Source organism: Janthinobacterium sp. GW822-FHT07A03, from assembly GCF_058798815.1.
The window spans coordinates 64,054-85,551 of sequence record NZ_JBXAKW010000006.1 but is presented as its reverse complement, the minus strand read 5'-3'; the positions used below and the strand labels follow the sequence as shown (position 1 = coordinate 85,551).

Annotated in this window: 18 protein-coding genes and 1 pseudogene; 7 read left to right on the top strand and 12 right to left on the bottom strand. The window is 58.5% G+C overall.

From position 1 onward, the window contains the following. Positions 1 to 61: 61 nt before the first annotated feature. Entirely contained in the window at positions 62 to 1,921 is a 1,860-nt protein-coding gene (locus AC1RJW_RS17800; protein ID WP_493046159.1) for an amidohydrolase, read from the top strand. A 95-nt stretch (positions 1,922 to 2,016) separates the two neighbouring features. On the opposite strand, the gene AC1RJW_RS17795 is transcribed toward AC1RJW_RS17800, so the two are convergent. The 3 genes from AC1RJW_RS17795 to AC1RJW_RS17785 form a co-directional block, all read right to left on the bottom strand. Then, positions 2,017 to 3,966, bottom strand: coding sequence for an FTR1 family protein (locus AC1RJW_RS17795; RefSeq protein WP_493046158.1), 1,950 nt, complete (start codon positions 3,964 to 3,966; stop codon positions 2,017 to 2,019). A 158-nt stretch (positions 3,967 to 4,124) separates the two neighbouring features. Next, positions 4,125 to 4,829 carry a hypothetical protein gene (locus AC1RJW_RS17790; protein WP_493046157.1) on the bottom strand — a complete coding sequence of 235 codons (705 nt, stop codon included), beginning with the start codon at positions 4,827 to 4,829 and terminating at the stop codon, positions 4,125 to 4,127. Positions 4,830 to 4,929: 100 nt separating this feature from the next. Beyond that, on the bottom strand, positions 4,930 to 5,967 hold the full coding sequence (locus AC1RJW_RS17785) for a zinc-dependent alcohol dehydrogenase (RefSeq protein WP_493046156.1): 1,038 nt from the start codon (positions 5,965 to 5,967) through the stop codon (positions 4,930 to 4,932). Between the two features lie 218 nt (positions 5,968 to 6,185). Here AC1RJW_RS17785 and arsH point away from each other — a divergent pair, with 218 nt between their 5' ends. Then, positions 6,186 to 6,920, top strand: coding sequence for an arsenical resistance protein ArsH (arsH, locus tag AC1RJW_RS17780; RefSeq protein WP_493046499.1), 735 nt, complete (start codon positions 6,186 to 6,188; stop codon positions 6,918 to 6,920). Positions 6,921 to 6,924: 4 nt separating this feature from the next. Here arsH and AC1RJW_RS17775 read toward each other — a convergent pair whose 3' ends face one another. Beyond that, positions 6,925 to 7,908, bottom strand: coding sequence for an acetoacetate decarboxylase (ADC) (locus AC1RJW_RS17775; RefSeq protein WP_493046155.1), 984 nt, complete (start codon positions 7,906 to 7,908; stop codon positions 6,925 to 6,927). A 43-nt stretch (positions 7,909 to 7,951) separates the two neighbouring features. Beyond that, a complete protein-coding gene (locus tag AC1RJW_RS17770) occupies positions 7,952 to 9,193 on the bottom strand; it encodes an NADH:flavin oxidoreductase/NADH oxidase family protein (protein ID WP_493046154.1) in 1,242 nt (413 codons plus the stop codon). 235 nt (positions 9,194 to 9,428) lie between these two features. Here AC1RJW_RS17770 and AC1RJW_RS17765 point away from each other — a divergent pair, with 235 nt between their 5' ends. Together AC1RJW_RS17765 and AC1RJW_RS17760 are read left to right on the top strand one after the other, a co-directional pair. Beyond that, positions 9,429 to 10,217 carry a type 1 glutamine amidotransferase domain-containing protein gene (locus AC1RJW_RS17765; RefSeq protein ID WP_493046153.1) on the top strand — a complete coding sequence of 263 codons (789 nt, stop codon included), beginning with the start codon at positions 9,429 to 9,431 and terminating at the stop codon, positions 10,215 to 10,217. 16 nt (positions 10,218 to 10,233) lie between these two features. Then, positions 10,234 to 10,647 carry a MerR family transcriptional regulator gene (locus tag AC1RJW_RS17760; protein WP_493046152.1) on the top strand — a complete coding sequence of 138 codons (414 nt, stop codon included), beginning with the start codon at positions 10,234 to 10,236 and terminating at the stop codon, positions 10,645 to 10,647. A gap of 19 nt (positions 10,648 to 10,666) precedes the next feature. Here the strand turns inward: AC1RJW_RS17760 and AC1RJW_RS17755 are convergent, their stop codons facing one another. Then, complete coding sequence (locus tag AC1RJW_RS17755) at positions 10,667 to 11,161, bottom strand: MarR family winged helix-turn-helix transcriptional regulator (protein WP_493046151.1); 495 nt, start codon at positions 11,159 to 11,161, stop codon at positions 10,667 to 10,669. Beyond that, positions 11,154 to 12,485, bottom strand: coding sequence for a S41 family peptidase (locus tag AC1RJW_RS17750; protein ID WP_493046150.1), 1,332 nt, complete (start codon positions 12,483 to 12,485; stop codon positions 11,154 to 11,156). Before AC1RJW_RS17750 ends, AC1RJW_RS17755 begins: the two co-directional genes overlap by 8 nt. Before the next feature lie 269 nt (positions 12,486 to 12,754). On the opposite strand from AC1RJW_RS17750, the gene AC1RJW_RS17745 reads away from it, so the two are divergent. From AC1RJW_RS17745 to AC1RJW_RS17735, 3 genes are all read left to right on the top strand, one after another. Beyond that, positions 12,755 to 13,168 carry a VOC family protein gene (locus AC1RJW_RS17745; protein WP_493046149.1) on the top strand — a complete coding sequence of 138 codons (414 nt, stop codon included), beginning with the start codon at positions 12,755 to 12,757 and terminating at the stop codon, positions 13,166 to 13,168. 158 nt (positions 13,169 to 13,326) lie between these two features. Then, entirely contained in the window at positions 13,327 to 13,554 is a 228-nt protein-coding gene (locus AC1RJW_RS17740; RefSeq protein ID WP_493046148.1) for a hypothetical protein, read from the top strand. A 51-nt stretch (positions 13,555 to 13,605) separates the two neighbouring features. Continuing rightward, on the top strand, positions 13,606 to 13,995 hold the full coding sequence (locus AC1RJW_RS17735) for a DUF6232 family protein (RefSeq protein WP_493046147.1): 390 nt from the start codon (positions 13,606 to 13,608) through the stop codon (positions 13,993 to 13,995). Between the two features lie 26 nt (positions 13,996 to 14,021). Here the strand turns inward: AC1RJW_RS17735 and AC1RJW_RS17730 are convergent, their stop codons facing one another. The 5 genes and pseudogenes from AC1RJW_RS17730 to AC1RJW_RS17710 form a co-directional block, all read right to left on the bottom strand. Beyond that, on the bottom strand, positions 14,022 to 14,321 hold the full coding sequence (locus tag AC1RJW_RS17730; protein WP_493046146.1) for a hypothetical protein: 300 nt from the start codon (positions 14,319 to 14,321) through the stop codon (positions 14,022 to 14,024). A 302-nt stretch (positions 14,322 to 14,623) separates the two neighbouring features. Next, positions 14,624 to 15,369 (bottom strand): annotated as a pseudogene (locus tag AC1RJW_RS17725) (IS3 family transposase); the annotation flags it as partial. A 54-nt stretch (positions 15,370 to 15,423) separates the two neighbouring features. Beyond that, a complete protein-coding gene (locus AC1RJW_RS17720) occupies positions 15,424 to 18,375 on the bottom strand; it encodes a DEAD/DEAH box helicase family protein (protein ID WP_493046145.1) in 2,952 nt (983 codons plus the stop codon). Further along, positions 18,372 to 20,165: a phospholipase D-like domain-containing protein gene (locus AC1RJW_RS17715; RefSeq protein WP_493046144.1), complete on the bottom strand. Its 1,794-nt coding sequence runs from the start codon at positions 20,163 to 20,165 to the stop codon at positions 18,372 to 18,374. The genes AC1RJW_RS17720 and AC1RJW_RS17715 overlap by 4 nt, the downstream gene beginning before the upstream one ends. After that, complete coding sequence (locus AC1RJW_RS17710; RefSeq protein ID WP_493046143.1) at positions 20,158 to 21,387, bottom strand: DUF6361 family protein; 1,230 nt, start codon at positions 21,385 to 21,387, stop codon at positions 20,158 to 20,160. Before AC1RJW_RS17710 ends, AC1RJW_RS17715 begins: the two co-directional genes overlap by 8 nt. Positions 21,388 to 21,498 lie beyond the last annotated feature (111 nt).

The following is a 21,498-nucleotide window of genomic DNA, read 5'->3' as shown; positions in this document are numbered from 1 at the left end:
TTTGAATAAAGAATGCATTCATTCTTTCCTCGTCAATCATTCACTTCTGATAGGAATCTGCATGAGCCATGACCACCTCGGTTGCGCCTGCTGCAACCTGCCACACCTGCCCGCGCTGACCAGCAGCCTGTTGACGGAAACCGCACTCGGCGGTGAACTGGATGCGGCGTTTCAACAAGCATATTCGCCGCACGCCGGGACACTGGCGCCGCAAGCCGTGATCTTCCATGGTGGTGTCATCCATACCCTGGCCAGCGGCGGCAGCGGGCAGGTGGAGGCCCTGGGCATCGCCGGCGGCAGCATCGTTGCCACCGGCACATTGCAAGCGGTGCGCCAGGCCATGCAAGCGCACCAGCCGCGCGAGGTGGACCTGGACGGCCGCACCTTGCTGCCCGGCTTCGTCGAACCCCACATGCACGTGCTGCCCAGCGCGCTGTACAGGAGCTGGCTGCCGCTGACGCCCTTCCAGCAGCCACCCCGGCAACAGGAGCTGGATCCGGAGTACAGTTTCCACAGCATCAGCCAGCGGATCGGTAAAGCGCTGGCACAGCCGGACACGCTGCCGAAAGACAAGAATGGCAATCCATGGCTGCTCGGCTTCGGCGTCGATCCCTCGCTGATGCTGGATTGGGAAGACATCACCGTCACGCAGCTGGACCCGCTGAGCAGCACGGTGCCCATCTTGCTGATGAACTCGTCCGGCCACCTTGCCTATCTGAATACCGCCGCGCTGCAGGCGGCGGGCATCGCGGACAACCCTTCCGGCGTATTGACCGAGATCAATATCGCCAAGGCGCTGCTGGTCGCGCCGCAGCCCAGGCTGGCGGAATTTGTCGTTTGCCTGAAGCAGGTGCTGGAGAATGCCTCCGCCATGGGCTTTACCACCGTCTTCGACGCCGGCCTCGGTGCCACCGAGCAGCCGCAGCTGGAAATCGGCTTGCTCAAACTGGCGGCGCACCTGGGGCCCGTGCGCATCGGCGCCGCGCTGTTCACCAAACCCGAAGAACAGGCGCTCGACCACTGGCTGCAGCGCTACTCGCCGGATCTGGACAGCCGCGGCGACCAGCGTTTCAGCATCAAGGCGATCAAGCTGATCGCCGATGGCTCCAACCAGGGCTTGACGGGCTACCAGAGCGAGCCCTATGCCTGTTCGCACGAGCACTCCGTCCCCGAGGTCCCGGACACCGGCCTGAGCAATTATCCCGACACGTCCGTGTTCGCCCGCATGCTGGACAAGGCGGTGGCGCACGGCTGGCCCGTGCTGGTGCACGCCAACGGCGACAAGGCGGTGGAATATGTGCTGGACAGCTACGCGCAGGTCTTGACGCCACGGCCGGGCGGCCCCAGCGAAGAGGAAGCGCGGAAGCGGCGCCAGCTGCGGCTGCGCGTGGAGCACGCATCGCTGCTGAATGACGCGGCAATCGACAGGATGGCGGAACTGCAATTGAATCCCAGCTTCCTCATCGGCCACGTCGGCTACTGGGGGCATACGTTCCAGCACACCATTTTTGGCCAGGCGCGCGCCCAGCTGCTGGATCGTTGCCAGTCGGCATTGCAAGCGGGTATGCACATCAGCTTGCATTCGGACCATTTCGTCTCGCCGCTGGGCCCCTTGCGCATGATGGAGCAGGCGGTGTTCCGCACCATGGAAGGCGCGCCGGCGAAAGAGGTGCTGAATCCGGATGAGCGCCTGAGCCGGATGGCGGCCTTGCGCGCCGTCACGCTCGATGCCGCCTGGCATTGCCACCTCGACCACCTGGTCGGTTCGCTGGAAGCCGGCAAGCGGGCCGACCTGGTGATTCTGGCGCAAGACCCGCTGGACGAGACCGTGCGCAAGCTGCGCGACATCGTGGTGGAAGAAACCTGGCTGGCGGGGGTGAAGGTACACAGCAACAAGTCGTCAGGCGCCATGGCGCAGTAAGCTGCCGCAATGCAACAGCCCCCGATAGCTGCCTGCTGCTATCGGGGGCTGGCGGAAACGCCCGTACCGGCGCGTTTCAAGGGGGAGCTTCAGGCTCAGGCCAGCTTGCGCTTGCCTGCGGAGACGCGGTTCCAGCCATAGCCGGCGATGATGATGGCCAGGATGGCCGCCTGCGCCAGCAGGGTTTCCGCCGTCGGCAGGATGCCCAGCAGGTCGATGCGCATGAAGTCGACGGGGGTGACGCCGACCCAGCCCGCTTCCTGCAGCGCCGCCACGCCTTTGCCCATCAAAATCACGGCCAGCACGGCCACGAAGGCGGACGTCCACGAGAAGAACTTGCCAATCGGCATGCGGGCGCTGGTGCGCAGCAAGGCCCAGGCGATCACGACCAGCAGCACGATGGCCACCAGGAAGCCGCCCAGCAGGGCGCCGCCGTTGCCGTCCGCCGCCAGGGCGGAATAGAACAGCACGGTTTCAAACACTTCGCGGTAGACGGCGATGAAGGCCAGGGCGAACAGGCCCCAGGCCGAGCGCCGCGTCATCGCTGCCGTGAGTTTCTCGTGCAAATACTCCTGCCAGCGCCCGGCGCTGCTCTTCTGGTGCATCCACAGGCCCACGCTGAGCAGGACCAGGGCGGCGAACACGGAACCGAGCCCTTCGCTCACCTCGCGGCTGGCGCCGCTGATGGTCACCAGATACGTTGCCGCGACCCACGTCAGGCCGCCCGCCACCAGGGCGCTGGCCCAGCCCGCATGCACGTAGGGCAGCACGTCGTTGCGCTTGGCCTTGCGCAGGAAGGCGATGATGCCGATTACGATCAGCAGCGCTTCCACGCCTTCGCGCAGCAGGATCGTCAGGGCGCCGACAAAGGTCGTCATCGGGTCGGCCTTGGCGTCGCCCAGTTCCGTTTCCACGTGGGTAAACAGTTGCTGCAGCTTTTCACCGGCCGCCTCGGCGTCGGCCACCGTGCCCTTGGCAACGGCGGAGCGGTAAGCGAGCATGGCGTTTTCCACGGCCAGCAGCAGGGACTTGTTGCGCGCGCCCACCATCGGCTCGATCGGCTCGAAACCGTCCAGGTAGGCGGACAGGCCCAGGCGCGTGGCGGCCGCGCGGTCGCCCGCATGCACGGCGGCCAGGCTTTCGGCCAGGCGCAGGCGGGACAGGGCCAGGCCGGTAGGCTTGTGCGCTTCGGCCTTGTCAGGATGGCTGCGCAGGTATGCCGTCAAGGCTTGCGCCTCGTCCGCGCCCAGCTTGGCGGCCGCCGCTTCCTGCGTCAGGGTGGTCACGGCGGCCAGGTCCGCGTACAGTTTTTTGCTGCGCGGATCGTCCTGCCACAGTTTTTCGCCGCGCGCGCTTGCCGCCGCATCGTGCGACATGCCGCCAATATAAAAAGCCAGGTCCCAGCGCTCGTTTTCGGACAGCTGGCCGAAACTGGCCATCGAGGTGCCGGCCACGCCTTGCGAAATGACCTGGTACAGCGCCATCAGGCTGCGCGACTGCGCCCGTTCGCCATCCGTGAAGGCGATCGGTTTCGGCTCCAGGCTGGCCGCCAGCGGACCGTCGCCGCCGCCGGCCACGCCGTGGCAAGAAGCGCACTGGGCCGCATACAGGGCCGCGCCGCGCGCCAGGTTCGGCAGCACTTTCGGCGCCACGGGGATCGGGTAGGCGGCAATCAGCAAGCCGTTCGCGTGGTGCGCCAGGCGCTTGACTTCCACGCCATCGGCCTTGGCCACGACGGCTTTGCGAAGGTCGGCGATGGCGGCAGCGATGGCCGCCTGCGATGCGTGGGCGGGCAGGGCGGCGATCTGTGTCGTCGCATTATCGGTAAAGTCGAGCATTTCCGCGTACTCCGCCTCGCTGACCACCTTGCCGTGCTCGACGGCGCCGCTGTAATCGACGGCAACATAATCAATGAGTTGCCACAATTGTTTGGCGCCGGCGCCAGGATCGGTCGCTTGCGCCTGCGCGCCTCCGGCCAGTAACAGGCTGAGGCTGGCAGCCACGAGCGGATAGCAGACGAGCCATTTCTTGATAGAACTGAACATGATTCTCATTCTCATTTGTCGTTAACCCGGCGACTATAGGACAGACGGTGCAGGGTGTCAACGGCGCACGGGCGTGCGCGGGTGCAAACGGCGCTGTCCTGGCCGATATTCTTGACCAGGACAGCGTGCTTGGAGAATGGAAGGAGGAGGGAAGAAGGCTACGGCTTCGATGCCGGTTTGGCGTACAGGCCCCTGGCCAGGCCATTGTCCGCATCGTCGACTTTCAGGCCGCCCTTGACGACGCGCAAGGCCAGCTTCTGGAATGCCTGGCCCCGCAGCCATTGCGGGTCGGTGACGGCGAACGCGGCGATGCGTTCCTGCGCGCGCGCGGGCGGCACGGTCAGCCATTGATAGTCGGCCTTCGCGCCCTGGCGGCGTAGGCCGGCGCGCACCCAGCGTTCCGAGGCCGGCATGCGGACGATGGCGTCGCCGTTCGCCACGCTTACCGCCGTGGCTGTCTTGCCGCTTTGCGCCTCGAATTTTACCTCCACGCCGGCCATCGGCCCCACTTTGGGGAAGCCGACGATGGCCACCCACAGGCCCGCTTCGGCAGGCTTCTGGATGCGCATTTCCGCTTCCTCGAACACGCGGAACTGCGGCTCCTTGCCGCCGTTGCCCGTCACCAGGGTCACCGTGTCGCCGGCAACGCGCCACTCGCCGCTGGCTTGCTCGTCGGTATTGCCGTAGCTGAGCGTCCATTCGAAGGTGCCGTCCTTTTTCAGCAGCAGCTCGGAACCCGTTTCCATGACGCCTTGCAGGTAATAGTGTCCGGGCAGCGTTGACGGGGCTTGCTCGGCCGCGCCGGCGGCAAGCGGCCAGGCGAGGGCGGCGCAGGCCAGCAGGCCGGAGAGGATTTTTTTCATCGCTGTGTCCTTGTTGTGTCTTTTTGAAATGCCATCATAACAACGGCAATTGCTTGCCGTCGCACCATAGGACACAGCGGCCACGCGGCCGGAGTCGCGCTCAGCTGCCGCTGAAATCGAGCACCACGCGCGAGGCAACCTTGCCATGTTCCAGGCGGCTGAAGATTTCATTGATGGCCGACAGCGGCTGCAATTCGATGCCGGCCTTGACCTTGCCGGTGGCGGCAAAGGCCAGCGCCTCGGCCATGTCCTGGCGGGTGCCCACGAAAGAGCCGCGTATCGTCACGCAATTGGCGACGACGTCGAACAGCGGCGTCGGGAAGTCGCCCGGCGGCAAGCCCACCAGCACGCAGGTGCCGCGCTTGCGCGTCATCGCCACGCCTTGCTGGAAGGCATCGATCGACGGCGCCGTGATCAGCACGCCGTGGGCGCCACCGCCCGTCGCTTCGCGCAAGGCCGCCACGGGGTCGCCCTGGCGCGCATTGATGGTCACTTCGGCGCCGAGGGCGCGCGCATGCTCGAGCTTGCCTTCATCGATGTCGACGGCCGCCACGCGCAAGCCCATGGCCACCGCATATTCGATGGCCAGGTGGCCCAGTCCGCCGATGCCGGACACGGCCAGCCACTGGCCCGGCCGCGCGCCCGTTTCCTTGATGCCCTTGTAACTGGTCACGCCGGCGCAGATGATGGGTGCCGCCTGCACGGCGGACAAGCCGGCCGGAATATGCGCGACGTAGCGCGGGTCGGCCAGGATGTATTCGGCGAAGCCGCCATTCTTCGTGTAGCCGCCGAACTGCGCCTCGGCGCACACGGTCTCCCAGGCTGCCAGGCAATGCTCGCAATGGCCGCAAGCGGAATAGAGCCAGGGCACGCCGACCCGGTCGCCCAGCCGCACCTCGGTCACGCCCGCGCCCAACTCCACCACCACGCCGATGCCTTCGTGGCCGGGAATGAACGGCGGCGTCGGCTTGACGGGCCAGTCGCCGCGTGCCGCATGCAAGTCCGTGTGGCAGACGCCGCACGCTTCCGTCCTGACGAGGATCTGGCCGGGGCCAGGCACCGGCACGGGTACGTCGCGCAGCACCAGCGGCTGGCCCAGTTGCTCGACAACGGCGGCTTTCATGGTAGTGGGGATCATGGTATTCCTTATGAAGTGGGTACGTGTAGTGCAGGGTGCAGGCCGAACCATCGTCGCTTGAATAGCGGCTTGCGCATGATCATATTCTGCTGCACACGATTCAAAAATTGATTGATCTACATCAACATATGCCGGGAGGGAGGCGTTTACTCAGGTGCAAAACAGGCTTCCATCAATTCCATAATTCGACTATTATGGAATTATTGAATAAGGAAACCATCATGCATGACTTGCCCAACATCAGCGCAGCCCACCTCGACACGCCGACCCTCGATAAACTGGCGCCGCCGGCGGTGGCCACGCATCCGCCCCGCATCCTGCTGCTGTACGGTTCGCTGCGTGAACGTTCATTCAGCCGCTTGCTGACCCTGGAGGCGCAGCGGCTGCTGCAGCATTTCGGCGCCGAGACACGCGTCTTCGACCCGCATGGCTTGCCCATGGTCGACAGCGTCGGCCCCGACCATCCGAAGGTGCAGGAGCTGCGCGCCTTGTCGCTGTGGTCGGAAGGCCAGGTCTGGTGCAGTCCGGAACGCCATGGCGCCGTGACGGGCGTGTTCAAGTCGCAGATCGACTGGCTGCCGCTGGAAATGGGCAGCGTGCGTCCCACGCAAGGGCGCACCCTGGCGGTGATGCAGGTGTCGGGCGGCTCGCAATCGTTCAACGCCGTCAACGGCTTGCGCGTGCTGGGCCGCTGGATGCGCATGGTGACGATCCCGAACCAGTCGTCCGTCGCCAAGGCCTACCAGGAGTTCGACGACAACGACCGCATGAAGCCGTCGCCGTACTACGACCGCCTGGTCGACGTCATGGAAGAATTGTACAAATTCACCCTGGTTGTGCGCGACCGCTCGGATTACCTGACCAGCCGCTACAGCGAGCGCAAGGAATCCATGCCGCTCGATGCGCGCGCCCTTGCCGCGGCGGCCATGGCGCACGAGACGCCGGGCAAGTAGCCTGTTACTGACCTATTAATAAGGGTTTCGGCGCATACAGCGCATTTTGGAATTCCGGCACATATTCATATTTCATCATCTTCCCCAGCTTCAATGACTTGAGATAGCTGGAGAAGCTGCCGTCGCCCAGTGCCAGGTCGACCGCTTCCGCGCTCGTGCTCGTTGCATGGCTGAGCTGGCGCGAAACGGCATAGCCATAAGTGAGCTGGCCGGCGTGATCCTTGTTGGTGAAGCTGTTCGTCACCAGCTCGGCCTGGTGCGACAGACCATCCAGCTTTTTCCCCGCGAAGACAAAATCGAGCTTGCCCGTTGCGCTATCCATGACTTCAAAGGAGACGGCGGCGTCCGTTTCCTTGCGCTCGATGCCGGTCAGCCACTTCGGCAGGTTGTAGCCTACGACACCGCGCACCCTGGCCAGTTCCGTGTTCACGGGCAGCTTGAGCACATAGCCCCAGAAATCCTTCGACAGGGATTGCCCCAGCAAGGTGAAAGGGCCGAAACTGGACGTGCCGGGCTTGTTCGTCACGATCGCCAGGGAAATTTCATTGTAGCTGTCGTTGTCGCAATACTCATAGGCGTAGGCCGTCAACGCCACCGCGCCCCGGCCCGGCCACACTTGCAATGGCTGCACCTGCTTCAGTATGTCTTGCGGCATCAGTTCCTTCAGCCTGGCCAGGTCTGCCGTGAAGACGGCCGTGATTTTATTGTTTTTATAATAGAAATTCGGTGAATACGAGTCAAAGCCGATGGCGACCTTTTCTTTTTTGATTCCCTTGAACCAGCTCAAGTCGAGCTCCGGCGCTTCCGCCGCGATCACCGACAAGGGCGGATTCGAGCGATAGCGGTCGTACAGGCCGCCGGCCGCCACCGGCACGGCATGGCCGGCGATATTGATGATGACCGGCTTGGTTTCGGCAGGACTGTCGGCCCGCGACGGGACGGCGGCGCCCCACAATATCAATGCGGATACCGCCGCGGCAATTTTCATGTTCATTGCTTGCACCTTTCATGTTGGATTGGAATTAATTGAGTCACAGGCCGCCGGGCGCCAGCCTGTTCATCCGGCGGCGATACTGCCGGTTCCTGATGGCGGTTTCCCATTGCTGCATCGCCAGCGCCAGGGCGGGCGCCACATTGGGCTTCGTTGGCTTGCCCTGGCTCAGGCGCCGCAGCTGATACTTGACCATCGCCATATAGCCGATCGACGGCAGCACCTTGTTTTTCCAGGTAATGGCCCTGAGCAATGGGCTGGCCGATTGATCGGCACGCCATGCTTTCGGCAAGTGCGGGTCGATGGCCAGCGCCGTTCCCATGCCCGCCACGGCGATGCCGCTGCCCAGCACCTGCTCGACCACCGGGTAGCGGCGTATGCTGCCCGTCACCATGATGGGCATCCGGGCCACGGTGGCGATGTCCTTGGCAAACTCCAGGAAATACGCTTCGCGGGCCAAGGTGCGGCCGTCGCGGGTCTGGCCATGCATGACAGGGGCTTCGTAACTGCCGCCGGACAATTCGATCAGGTCCACGCCCAGGCTGTTGAGCATGGAAACCACGTGCCTGGCATCCTCCGAGCTGAAGCCGCCTTTCTGGAAATCCGCCGAGTTGAGCTTCACGGCGACGGCAAAGCCTTTGCCCACGGCTTGCCGCACCCCGTTGACGACGTCCACCAACAGCCGCGCCCGGTTCTCGAGCGAGCCGCCCCAGCGGTCCGTGCGCTTGTTCGTGATAGGGGAGAGGAACTGGCTGAGCAGGTAGCCGTGCGCGGCATGGATTTGCACGCCCGTAAAGCCGAACTGCTCCGCCAGCTTGGCGGTATCGATGAAGCGCTGCTTCACGTCGGCAATGTCGGCTTCCGTCATTGCACGCGGCGCGGAAAATTGCTTGGAAAAGTTGCCCATATCCATGGGCACGGCCGAGGGCGCGATGGTTTCCTGTCCCATGGCGGCCGGCATCTGGCGTCCGGGATGGTTAATCTGCATCCAGATCTGCGCCCCGCGTGAACGGGCAGTGCGCGACCATTGCTCGAAGCGGGCGCCAAATTGCGCAGAATCAAGCACCACGCCGCCCGGTCCCGTCATGGCCCGGCGGTCGATCATCACGTTTCCTGTGATCATCAGGCCAACGCCGCCGTCGGCCCACGACTGGTACAGGCGGATCAGCTCCTGTGAGGGCGCGTGATCGTTGTCAGCCATGTTCTCTTCCATGGCGGCTTTGGCGAGGCGGTTCGGAATGACGCTTCCATTGGGCAGCGTCAGTGGGGTAAAAGGTTTCATGCTTATCTCCAGGGTTGCGATGACCTCACGATAAGCTTTAAGCTAACTTGAAGGTCAAGCTCTAAAACGCACTTTTTTTGCCTGCGTCCCGTTCGCAACACGGGCTGGAAGAAACGCAGCAGCCTGAGACAACAAACTCCTGGCACCGCCCATCTGCCGCTTGACACTCAAGTTGGCTTTAAGCTTATAGTGGCTCACATGGCGCAGGCCACGCAACCATCAGGAGGACGATCCCATGTCAGTTTTCAAGCAGCTTTTCCTCGCGCTCATGCCCTTGCTGTTCATGCAGATCGTTGCTGCGGAACCGGCGGCGCCAAAGCGGGAACCAGGCACGGTACTCGTGGTCATGACCAATCATTCCCAGTATCCGAGCAGAAACGACCATACCGGGCTCTGGCTCACGGAGCTGACGCACGTGTATGACGCGCTGAAGGACGCCGGCTTTGGCGTCGACTTCGTCAGCCCGAACGGTGGCGCCGTGCCGCTCGATGAGCGCAGTCTGGGATGGCTGTATATGGATGCCGCGGCAAAAAACCACTTGAAAGATTCCGCTTTCATGGCGGCGCTGGCGTCGACACGAGCGGCGGCCGACATCGATCCTGCCGGCTACCAGGCTATTTTCTACACGGGCGGCCATGGCACGATGTGGGACTTCAAGGGCAACCAGGACCTCAAGCGCATTGCCGAGGCGATCTACCGCAACGGCGGCATCGTTTCTTCCGTCTGCCACGGCGCCGCCGGCCTGCTCGACCTGCAGGACGAAAACGGCAAGCCGCTGATACAAGGGCGCCGCGTGACGGGCTTTTCGAATACGGAGGAATCGCTGGCCGGCATCAAGGATCAGGTACCCTATCTGCTGCAAAGCGAGCTCGAGGGCAGGGGAGCGCTGTATGACAAAGGCGTCATCCCGTTCGGCAGCTTCGTGATGACCGATGGCCGCCTCGTCACGGGCCAGAATCCCGGATCGGGCAAGGAAGTGGCGCAAGCGCTGCTCGCGGCTTTGCGGAATAACACACCAGAATAGGGGAGCAGGAAAAACGATGAAAATCGGCGAACTGGCCAAGCGCAGCGGCCTGGCGGCGTCCACGATACGTTTCTACGAAGCCAAGGGCTTGCTGAAAGCCGTGGACCGGCAATCGAACGGCTACCGCGACTATCCGCTGGAAGCGGTGGCGGTACTGTCCATCATCACCGACGCCCAGCAGGCGGGCTTTTCCCTGGACGAAATCAGGCAAGTCTTGCCGGAGGATATTTCATCATGGAAACATGATGAGCTGATGGTGGCGCTCAAGAAGAAGATCGCCGATATCGAGTCCCTGGAAGTGCGGCTGGCGCAGAACAAGGCCCATCTTTTGTCGGTGATTCAGATGATCGAGGCCAAACCCGATGAGCTGGACTGCAAGGATAATACAGCCAGGATCATGGAAAGCATGGGGATAGCCAGTAAAAACTGAAGACAAAACTGCTTTTGCGTCAGGTCAAACGCGCCGGGGAATGGATGCGCTTGTCCAGCGGCCTCTCGTTGAGCGCATCGGCGACCCGGTCCACGAATTGCCTGACGTCCCCCACCTCGGCAAACAGGCCGGCATAGGCTGCCCGGATCAGCACCGTGCACTGCTCGAATTTCGCGAGCTGCGACAAGCCTTCCTCCGTGGGCTCCAATAGCCGTCGCCGGGCATCATTGTCATCGTTCCGATACCGTACGAGGCCCAGGCGGAGCAGCTTTGGTATCTTTTGCATGACCAGCTGGTGCGAATGCCCGAGTTCGCGCGCCAGATCCGCGGCGGAGGCCGTGCCGAGCGTTGCCAGAACCGTCATCAGCGAACACGAGCGGACCGGGATGACGATCCCCATCGTGTCGAAGACAGTCTTGGATTGCTCGGCGATCAGGACGCTCAGCCGTTCGACAGCGCGGCCGAGAAACACGGCGTCATCGATCGGGGCCGGGTGAGGTGTCTCTTTAGTCAAGGCGCTTGTACCTCTGGATGCTGCCATCCTTGTTCACGCGTTCCAGCTCCGTCACTTTTCCGCGCAAGGTATTCAGGCGGTATCGAAAATCCGATACGCCTTCCACGGCGAACAGGTTGGGACCGATCGGCTCAAGCGCGACCCGGAACCGTTCGCGCCAGAGATAGTAAAGCGAGCCATTGTCCAGGATGATCTGGCGGCCTTCATATTTTCCGGCGGCTTTTGTCAACACTGCGGCATCGACGTGCGGGCGCTCGATAGCTGCCGTCAGGCTCGGGAGCAGCCAGGCAAGTTCGGTTCGGCTGGCGTCATCGGTCTTGGCCAGATGTTCAAGCGCCAGCTTGTGCGCCAGAGGAAGCGCGCGAATAGAGGGGCTAGGGATATCAGGTTGCACGCCGACACCTTCGAAATCGCCATGGTCTACGGGGTCCTGGATCTGGCCGATCGGCACTTGCACGAAAAAATCGTCATCCAGCGGCTTGCGCGCAACCGGATGCGCACCGCCGGCGGTCCGCTCCCCGATCAGCGTCGCCCGCCCGAGTTTCTTCATCGCATAGGAAAACCATTCTGCGGAGGAAAACGACGTGGAGCCGGTCAGGATATAGACGGGCTTGCCCACCATGCGCTTGCCCGGCAGGCCCGGCAGCACCCATTGCCCGCGCTGGATACGCTTGCCATCCTCATTGTAATAGTAGTCGAAGAGCAGCTGGTCTTTCTCGCTGGAGAAGAAATAGCTCGCCAGGAATTGCGCCATTTCCAGATGTCCGCCATTGTTATAACGCAAATCGATGATGACGGCATCCGTATTGCCGACGAAGCGCATAACGGACGCGGCCGTATCATAGGCAAGCTCGGGATCGGCAAAATAGCTGAACCGTATATAACCGATATTGCCCTTCAGGCGAGCGACCTCGTCGAAACCGAAATTGCTCTCTTCCAGCCTGCTCAATTCTTCTTTTCGTATCTTGGGCTTGAGCGCCGGGTTGGCTTTCGCCTTGAAATCCGCAATCCATTGGGAGTCGGCTCCCACCAGGAAATGCAGGTCGCCGCTGACTTTGATGAGATCGTCGGTCAGCTTGCTCGCAAACTCCGCCTTCGTTGCCGCCGAATCATAATCTCCCTTTTTCAGACGCTCCTGAAGCACGGGCGCAATTTTTCGCGCGATGTCCGGAAACGCGTAGTTCGTATTCAGGGTGCTGTCGAGGGAGGCGATGATCGCGCCTTTTTCGTCCCGTGAGATGCCCGGTACCTCGGCAAAAGCGCCCGATGCGCAAATGATGGACAGCGCCGACAGCGCTTGAAGCAGACATGAGTGATAGCGCATTCTGATGTTTCTCCTCGGTGAGACTCAAGAATACAATATATTGCGCAATATGTTGTATAAAAAATTGAACAACATCTGGCGGGCGGCTTTCACCGGTGCCTGACGCACTGCGTGCTGACGGCCGCTTCAATCCGGTATCGAGTTCGCGCGTCCTGGGCGATGAAGCGTTGCTCAAGCCGTAGTGTTAACGTCTTGCTATCAGTACTGTATGCATGTACAGTTAACGTGCTTCAATCGGATACAACAATCTACCTCGGGAGTAACTCACCATGCTTGACCACATGACTTTCCGCGTGACCGATATTGGTCGTGCTAAAGCGTTTTACAGCGCGGCCCTTGCGCCATTGGGCTACAGCCTATGCTTCGAAGGCAACTACGGCGCGAACATGCTGGGGTTTGCTTACCCTGACGCCTCTGAGCCTGACGGCAAGAAAGCCGATGTATGGTTCATCGATGGCCCATCACCATACGGGGGCTCACCAGCGACTACCGGCTGCCACCTGGCATGGCGCGCAGAAACTCGTGCGCAAGTGGATGCTTTTTACCTCGCAGCGATCACCGCCGGAGGAAAAGACAATGGCGCCCCTGGCCTCCGTCCAGACTATCACCCCCACTACTATGGCGCCTTTGTCATTGATTTAGAAGGCAACAACATCGAAGCCGTGTGCCACCAAGCAGGATGAGTAGCGCTCAGTGATTCCGCGTGAAAGGCTGGATATTCAGACCTCCGAAACGCCGAGCGCATGCGGGACGCAGGAAGTGCAGACATGCAGGAAGGGCGGCCTTCGGGAAGGTATGACGCAACCAGTGTGAAGACGCCCGGCGTAGCTGTTCAGAACAGATGGGCCAAGTCCAGGTCCGGAACCCGCACCGTTTCGGCTTCGGCGTGGCCGGGGCACACAAGATCGCCAGTTACATAGCAAAGTACTGCAGCAAGGAAATGCAGTGCAGGGCGCTTGACCAGAAACGCTACTTTCGTTCCAAGGGCATCGTGGTACCTGTCATGTACAAGCAGCGCAAGGCGGAAAACGTGCTGAACGACCGTTACCCGATGGCGTACAAGAGCTAGGCCGTATCGAGAATTCTTGATAACATTGAATCTCATTACTTGGGAGAAACAATGAGCGGTGCAGCAGAAACCACGTATTACACGAATGACAGGGTAACCGTCACAAATGCCCGTTTCATGGTCGATGGCGAAACCCATGCAATAAGTGGCATTACATCGGTCAAGTTGGGCGTGAAGAAGCCGAACAGGATCTTGCCTGCAGCGCTAATAATTCTTGAATTGCTGGTACTCACAAGTGGCAAGAACTTGGCAAACCTGTCTATCTGGCACTGGGCCATTATCTTGCTCCCGGGGCTAATCTGGATGTGTCTTCAACGAACTCACTATACGGTCACGCTTGCAAGCGCTTCCGGCGAGCACCGTGCTTTGAAAAGCAAGGTAAAGCCGTTTGTGAGCGAGGTGGTCGAAGCGATAAATCAGGCTATTGTCCGTCGAGCATAGAAATGGCCCGCAGATCGCGGGCCTTTTTACATGATGGCGTGCATGGCCAGGCGGGCATGCCATGGGCGGGACGGGCGATCCTTGATTGCGTCGAACAGGTCGTGGAGCTTCGCATGGCGCACCTTGGCGGCCACATCGTAGCCGCGCACGTAGTTGGCGAAGGCTCGTGGGCTGAGGTGTAGCGGTGCGACGGATGCCACCCAATCGTATAAATCGTCCTCGATGACGGCAATCTCTCCGAAGAGGTCGATTGCTGGCTGGCGTAGCTGGTAGGAAAAATAAGCTGCTGGCGGCTTCGGCTTGCGGCGGGTTGTTGTCTTTTTCATTCGGATATATTGCCCGGCGATTTGGGGCGGCAATGCGGGGAATAGAGGGGTGTTTGGCGTTTTACATAATTTCGTAAAAAGCTAGACTTTTTCGAGGAACTGCGTCCGTTGAAGTAAATCTGCAACTTTCCTGCCGTACGATTCCCCTGCCAAAATCACCGTGTTGAGCGCGGAGAGCTGCATTTTTAGTTCATAAATTCTTGAAGTAAAAGTGATACAGGCCGAAGATTTGCAATAAATCTAGAACTTCCCGTATGTACTCCGGTAATCCCCCCATTTTTAGAGCGCGCTAAAAGTAGGGGTTAAGCGGTCAAGGCAAGCTTCTGTTTTGGTGTGATGCCGCCAAGTGCCATGTTGGGCCGGTCGTGATTGTAAGTCCACAGCCAGCGGGTTGCAAAATCCTGGATGTCCTCAAGCGTTTCAAACAGGTGATGGGCCAGCTAGTCGTAGCGCACGGTACGGTTATAGCGCTCGACATAAGCATTCTGCTGCGGCTGGCCAGGCTGGATGAAGTCGATGCGAATGCCGCGTTTGGCGGCCCAGGCCAGCGTCACGGCGCTGATGTATTCGGGCCGTTGTCGCAGCGAATGACCTGGGGTTTGCCACGCCATTCGATGATCCTGTCGAGGGACCGGATGACGCGTTCGGACGGCAATGAGAAGTCAACCTCGATGCCGAGTCCCTCACGGTTGTAATCGTCAATTACGTTGAACAAGCGGATGCTTCTGCCGTCGGCCAGTTGGTCATGCATGAAATCCGTCGACCAGGTGTCGTTGATCTGTGCAGGCACGGCCAGCGGCAGCGGTTTTTCGCGCACCAGCCGATGGCGCGGCTTGATCCGCAAGTTCAGTTCCAGCTCGCGGTAGATCCGGTAGACGCGTTTTTGGTTCCATTTAAAACCCTTTACGTTGCGCAAATACAGGAAGCACAGGCCGAAGCCCCAGTTGCGCTGGTTATTGGTCAGGCGTACCAGCCAGTCCGCCACGACAGCGTTTTCCGCGTCGAGCTTGGCTCGATAGCGATAGCAGGTCTGGCTGATGTCGAACGCCTGGCTGAGTATTCTCACGGTCGCCGCCACTCCCGTCCAGTTGCGTTAGCAGCTCTAAATGACAACGGGCGGGGATAGGTCCAACCTGATGCCTGCAATCTCTTGGCGGTTCTCTTCACTACTGTTGGACAACCGCTTAAGCAAGGCGTGAGGGTTGGGTTGGCCTAATACCAGCCGATACATACTTGCATCTTCAAGAAGTCTGTCCCATGCCGTCGCCTCTCTTGAAAAAGGAATATTCACGGCAATCGCTTTAATCGGTTGGCTGTCGCCAAAGTGCCAGAGCGGAGCAAGGATGCTTGTGTGAGCCGCAGTATGGTTTTTGGCCTGTTGCAGAAGGAGTTCCCAAGGATGAGACGGCGAAGCTGCTGTATCCGCTTCCTGCGCGAACTGAAGCTTGGCGATGTTGGTTCTCACACCAAGACTGAGATAGCGGTCTACACGTCCTTCGCGTTGTTCTAATGCCATAGGTGAGCTAGGCAGGTTCCAGTGCACGAGCCGCCGGCAATAGCGATGCATGTCCAATCCTTCTTGCCCAGTTGAGGTCGTGGTGAGGACAAAAGGCGGGAAGGGTGAATTAAACGCTGTAAGAAGCCGATTCAAAGGTGTCTTCTTATCTCTTCGGACTTGCTGCGCCGGTTCAATATCCTCCGTAGGGCCGTTGCTCTCACCAAGCGATCTTGCGTACATCGCTGGACCATATGGCGCTTTTTCCTTTGCACGAGGGCGCGCCACCTGCAGCGTGCCGACGGTGCCAAGTGCAGCATGGATTGTGTCGGCGACTTCGCATGCTAACTTTCCAGGCCGGCGCTCCGAGCTATCGCGTACTAGAAGGAATATGTATTCGTCCAATACACTTTGGAGATCGTTCTGCAGGCAATAGCGAAGAACACGTCGCCAGTAAGGATGTGCTTTTTTTGTGTCGCCAACGATCGCCACAGCTAATGGGCGTTGAAACATGCGCGTTATGCTGCTTCCAATCGAGATCGCTGCTTCAAACAGCGCAGGTCTATCTTGATCCAACGCTGGAATGGCACGACGTAAGGCGCGATACGCGCAAGTGCCTGGGGCGGCTGCGGCCATTTCGGCCAAATCATTCGCGTCAGATTTGCTGAGCGTAACCTGGCTGACTTCTTCAAGTTCCGCCATGAGATCCAGCGCCGGCTGCACGTATGATTCAGAATTGGATGTCGGCTTGGGATACGACGCATTGGTGTTTAGCCCAAGTGCAATGTCGACAGTATTTTGCGTCTTTGCGGAGCGAGATATTTTTATGATGCCGGCGCGTACGAGTTGCTTTTGAATTCCAGCTATCAGATCAGCCTGTGACAGCGGGCTTTCACCGCCCCTCATTACCTCAAAGGGATCGCTGTTTTCCGCAAACTTCCAAAGTGGCGCGCCAATAGCAAGTACGGAACGTACAGGTTTGTGCTTCTGGCTAAGCTTATTTACACGAGAAAATTCAAGATCCTTACCACGCCCAAGCCGTGGTTCGATATAGAGATTGAGCGCTGTAGCGATTGCTGGCGGCGCAGCTCCCCAGGATGTGAAAACCAAAGTCTTTGACGCTGGAGTGCACTGTTCGCTATCGGTATTTTTAATATACGGTTTGCTTGGAGGGAGCCACAATCGTCGTTCAGTAGCATCCGTCCCCATCTCTTTGATCATGGCGCGCAACCGCGCATTCGCAGGAGCTGCCAAGGGCGTGCGTCGATAAAGCTGGCCGGACGAGAGCGCTGCCGGTGACGGAGGTTTTGTTCCAACGACCCTCGAAAAATCAGCGCCAGTTACATATCGCTTGCTCAGCGCGCTAACTACATACGGAGTAGATTTCCATAACTCCACGAGTTCACCGAAGCGGTGACGTTTGTTCTTGGCCGACGACGGAACTTCTTTAAGTAATTTCACCGCCTGCTGTAGAGCTTGAAGGTCACTCTCGTTAATTGGTGCATCTACCGAGATTCGTTCGACATGAGCATCAAATGGCCGTTCAGTGCGAACCATGAATTGCCGCAGATGAGCACCGAGGCCAGCCACCGCTTGCTGCAACGCCTCTTTTCGAATTTTCCCAACCGTGAGAGCAGACCGCAACTCTGTGAGGGCTAATCGCACATTGGCTACTTTTTCAGTTTGACCCTGATTCAAAAAACTGACAAGCCTGATAAAACCATTGTGCGGGTCCTTGCTCCCGTGGTCACCGGGGTCGCCAGGCTGATAAGGCGTCGCCGATAACACTAGTATCGGACGTCCTAGAATGTACTTGACCTGAGGCGAAGGCGAACCTCCCAGTAGCGCTTCTGAAAACCGCTGGATCTCGTCGACCACCACCAAAACCGGGTTAAGCTTTTTAAGCACACAGGCACTTAATAACGCCCTCAGTCCACCGATAATGGCCCGCTTATGTTTTTTACGCAAGAGAGGATCTTTCAGTTGGGCGATCGTTTCCTCGCCAAGCTGCATTTCGAAATCATCCCGGAGTTGCTTCGGCAAACTGGTCGTAGCAAAACGTGCGAGCACGTCGTCACTATCTCGCTTGCCCATGAAGAACTTGCGTAAGTCTTGGTCCTCCCTCAGAGATCGATAACGATTAACGACGAGTCTGTACAGAAGCACTCGCTCACGGATGGATCCAAAATGGTCAATCCGCAAATCCTTAATTGGAGTGATGCCAATCAATCTACCTTCGACTCCAGTGGTATAGGCTCTCTGTGCCAGCAAACAAAGTGAGCCGCTATTCTCGAGGGTCAATTCTTTGCTCTTGAGCTTTTGGAGGTTTTGGGTAACGATATTTCCGCTCGATGCGAGGTAAAGAACGTTTCTTTCTCGTTTCCCAGCCGTAGCCCTGGCGATTACGCCTTGAGCCACTTTGGTTTTGCCCAGCCCGACCTCATCAGCGACTAAAAAGCGGCGTTGTTTTGCTTCGAACATGCGTTTGTACACGTACTGGACAGTGCGCTTCTGAAAATCCTGTAGATGCAGCTCGTCAAGAATGTCAGGAGCGGTCACTTTAACGTCCTTTTTACAAGATCCCACATCGCGGCCAAACCTGCGTCTTCGGGATCATCTGTTAGCCCCGCTAATAATCCATCTATTGTCGTAATCTCGCTTTCCGCGTTCGGACCATGTACGCGGAGTAGCACTTTTTCAAGGATAGGCAAATGAGTCACGTCTGTTTTTTTCTTAGGCGATTTCTTTTTTTCTGACGCCTTTCCGGTAGGCCTGGATTCACCTCGCAAGCCGAAATACCACAACAGTTCTTTATACAGATTTGGCCGTGCCAACTGTGCGAGCGATTTGCGCGCTGCCTCTTTGTCCCAATCGATATCACCATTCAATTGCATTGCAACTACGATGTCGACTGATGCGTCGTCACCGTGTGTGAGCATTATGGACAAGAATGGCGTTAACTCGATCCCCGCGGCAATCTCGACAGTGCCGGTAATGCGGCTATTTTCAACTCGCATACTTTGGCAGTTGGCGCCGTATCCAAAGGGGTGCATCGTCACCGAAACATGCTCAGGCCACACTTGCCCTGAAGCAGAGAAATTCACGAGAACCTCAAGTAGCCTCACCGGGCCGGCGCGCACGGTGCCAGTTACGATTGCACTAGCAAGAGCATTTCTAGCGGATGTGATCCATGGCGGATCTTTCTGGGAGGTTTCGACTCCGCCTAATGTGATGGGCTCAAGCAGGCTTCTGAAAGTCTTTTCGTCTGCGGACGCATTTTCAGCAAGTATGGCTGGGACCTGTAGCGCTTTAGATTTCGTAGTAGCGGTAAACGCTATCTCGACGTTGCGTTCCCATCCCGACGGTGTCGCGTTCGCGCTGGTAACTACGATTCGGGTTCCACTATTCGCGGAAGATGCGAGGTAAATTTTTGCGTGCAACCCCATTAATTTTCCAGACAGACGTTGAGTATCGTCTGACGTGTGCAATGGCAACGCAGCATCTGTGATTTTGTACACTTGGTAATGCGTAAACGCGGTGTCAGGAATGTCCACCGGTCGGGTTATAAGCCAGCGCCGCTTTTCTCCGATTCCTGCCTGCGTCGCGAGCGACTCGAGCCAACCCTTGCGCAAAAACGGCGAAATAACCAGGAGATCGTCACCCTTGATTTTTTCTAAAATTGATTTGGCATTTCCGTTCTTTGGGTGGAACAAGCGCACTTCAAGATCGACGAGGCCAGGTATTGGTTGAAAGCGCACGTTTTTTAGAGCGTTTCCCAATTCTCGGCAATGCTCAACAGCGGCGTGTTCCTGATCGTTCACGAAATTCGCCAAATCACAAACCGCGTCTGCCAGTCCTGGAATATGACCCCCTGCCTGCGACTGGTCAAGCACCACCATAGAGTCCCATGAATTATCTGTCGTGAGGTTTCTGGTTGCGATAACCACACGCACGAGCCTCTTGCTCGGATGATCGAGGGAGACGAATTCTAAAACAAGCAATTTGGGATGAAATGAACCGCCTGGAATAGAGCAGGGAACTACAACATCCCCGACAAGTCTCAGCAATGGCCTTGAGGTTGCCCAGCGGCGAGATATCGCAATGCGGTCTCCCTGAACTAATAAGGTTACTCTTGAACCTAGCTCGTAGATTTTTGAAATGCCGACCGATTTATCAAGTTCGTCTGCCCCAAGTCCAGCTGCAAATAACGGAATGGTGACCAGCGTTTCAGCATCCAGACTGTATGCAGTGCCGAGTGCGCGATCTAGCTTGTAGCCTGCGGGCGGGGAGAGCACCTTGCGAAGGGTAGAGCGTCCGTACGGGTCGAGCGGTAGAGGTCTTTTAACCACGCGGATTCTCCGCATCTCTTACAAATTGCTGGACGCTTGCGCCCCATCGAAAATCCCAACGCTGAGCCATCTCTGGCGTGCCTGACCAGCCCGCGAGGTGATTAGGATTGCTTAACTTGGGCGCCGGGTTTACTTTCTCACGCTCTTCGACCCACTTCGACCAATTGGTCGATTCAAGGTCGGTCTCATCTGCAATGAGCTTACGAGCTGACTCGGCGAGGAACTTACGAGAGACATCACTGCCGAGCTCTTTCCAATATGTAGGGCTCGCCCATTCTTGAAGCATCGACTTTTCCTTTTCAAACGCTGCTCTCCATTCTTTGTAGAGCTTGTTGATGCGATTAGCAGTCGTATCGAGACTACGGTTCTTTTGGCGCCAAGTTGTCTCTATGCCCTGCGTATCAAGCTCTCGTGCTTTCTTGAGCAGCGCAAAGTTATATGCGAGTTGAATTGCCCAGCAGATCAGACTGACCATCTTTGCGCGGTTCAGTTCATCACGCACAGGATCATTACGTCCAACTTTGAGATCCCATGGATACCGTGCATCGGACAACGTTTTTCCATTTTGAATCTGAATCGCAACAGCTGAAAGTGGTGTGGTCTCAGATAGGCTCGACCATTGGCCGAGAATGAAATCAACCTCAGCCTGACTGCAATGAATGCTTGGCCATCCTGTAGATTTTTGTTCTGCCCAAAACTGATCAGCGAGTGTAATTACCTCGGCATCCCACTTGACGCGGTGCTCCGAAAGGACACTACCATCCTCGTCTTTTTCAACTTTGGATTGAATGGCTGTAATTCCGTTTGCTATCGTGACGTCTCGTTGGTCCGAAGTGATGGGAGCCAATAGCTTCCATTTTCGCACCGCGGTCCAGTACAGGTGTGCAAAGTCGCGGCTTGGCGTTCGACGACCGATTATCCCTGTCTCATCAGTGTTAGCAGCGTCTAGCGCTAAGTTAAGCTCAAACTGTCCCCGCGCAAGGTTCTCGGTTGTAGTCCCGCGCTTACGAAGCAGGGCCGCCACCAGGATGACATAGCGTAGCCGGGTGTACTGTGTGGATGTGCCTGGGAAGAGTAGTTCAGCGACGCGATCTCGGACTGAAGAGCCGATACGTAGAGCATCCACACCCTCGCCATCGATGTCATTACTTAGAAATTCTCGGACCTGTTCGGCCTCGGTTTCGTCGAAGTCCAGCCATTCCCATCTACTCGCTGCAATCATATTTCTCTTATCGATGTGACGCAGCACTGCAGCCAATGAGAGCAATTGCTTTCATTGGTGCTCCCAGTGCGTGTGCCTTCTTGGGTAATCCCCCCATTTTTAGAGCGCGCT

Excerpts from the sequence above, each read along its gene's own strand:
- AC1RJW_RS17750 (WP_493046150.1), bottom strand. The coding sequence starts at position 12,485 with ATGCGCTATCACTCATGTCTGCTTCAAGCGCTGTCGGCGCTGTCCATC.
- AC1RJW_RS17745 (WP_493046149.1), top strand. The coding sequence starts at position 12,755 with ATGCTTGACCACATGACTTTCCGCGTGACCGATATTGGTCGTGCTAAA.
- AC1RJW_RS17765 (WP_493046153.1), top strand. The coding sequence starts at position 9,429 with ATGTCAGTTTTCAAGCAGCTTTTCCTCGCGCTCATGCCCTTGCTGTTC.
- AC1RJW_RS17795 (WP_493046158.1), bottom strand. The coding sequence starts at position 3,966 with ATGTTCAGTTCTATCAAGAAATGGCTCGTCTGCTATCCGCTCGTGGCT.
- AC1RJW_RS17710 (WP_493046143.1), bottom strand. The coding sequence starts at position 21,387 with ATGATTGCAGCGAGTAGATGGGAATGGCTGGACTTCGACGAAACCGAG.
- AC1RJW_RS17790 (WP_493046157.1), bottom strand. The coding sequence starts at position 4,829 with ATGAAAAAAATCCTCTCCGGCCTGCTGGCCTGCGCCGCCCTCGCCTGG.
- AC1RJW_RS17740 (WP_493046148.1), top strand. The coding sequence starts at position 13,327 with ATGGGCCAAGTCCAGGTCCGGAACCCGCACCGTTTCGGCTTCGGCGTG.
- AC1RJW_RS17760 (WP_493046152.1), top strand. The coding sequence starts at position 10,234 with ATGAAAATCGGCGAACTGGCCAAGCGCAGCGGCCTGGCGGCGTCCACG.
- AC1RJW_RS17785 (WP_493046156.1), bottom strand. The coding sequence starts at position 5,967 with ATGATCCCCACTACCATGAAAGCCGCCGTTGTCGAGCAACTGGGCCAG.
- AC1RJW_RS17800 (WP_493046159.1), top strand. The coding sequence starts at position 62 with ATGAGCCATGACCACCTCGGTTGCGCCTGCTGCAACCTGCCACACCTG.
- AC1RJW_RS17770 (WP_493046154.1), bottom strand. The coding sequence starts at position 9,193 with ATGAAACCTTTTACCCCACTGACGCTGCCCAATGGAAGCGTCATTCCG.
- AC1RJW_RS17775 (WP_493046155.1), bottom strand. The coding sequence starts at position 7,908 with ATGAAAATTGCCGCGGCGGTATCCGCATTGATATTGTGGGGCGCCGCC.
- AC1RJW_RS17735 (WP_493046147.1), top strand. The coding sequence starts at position 13,606 with ATGAGCGGTGCAGCAGAAACCACGTATTACACGAATGACAGGGTAACC.
- AC1RJW_RS17730 (WP_493046146.1), bottom strand. The coding sequence starts at position 14,321 with ATGAAAAAGACAACAACCCGCCGCAAGCCGAAGCCGCCAGCAGCTTAT.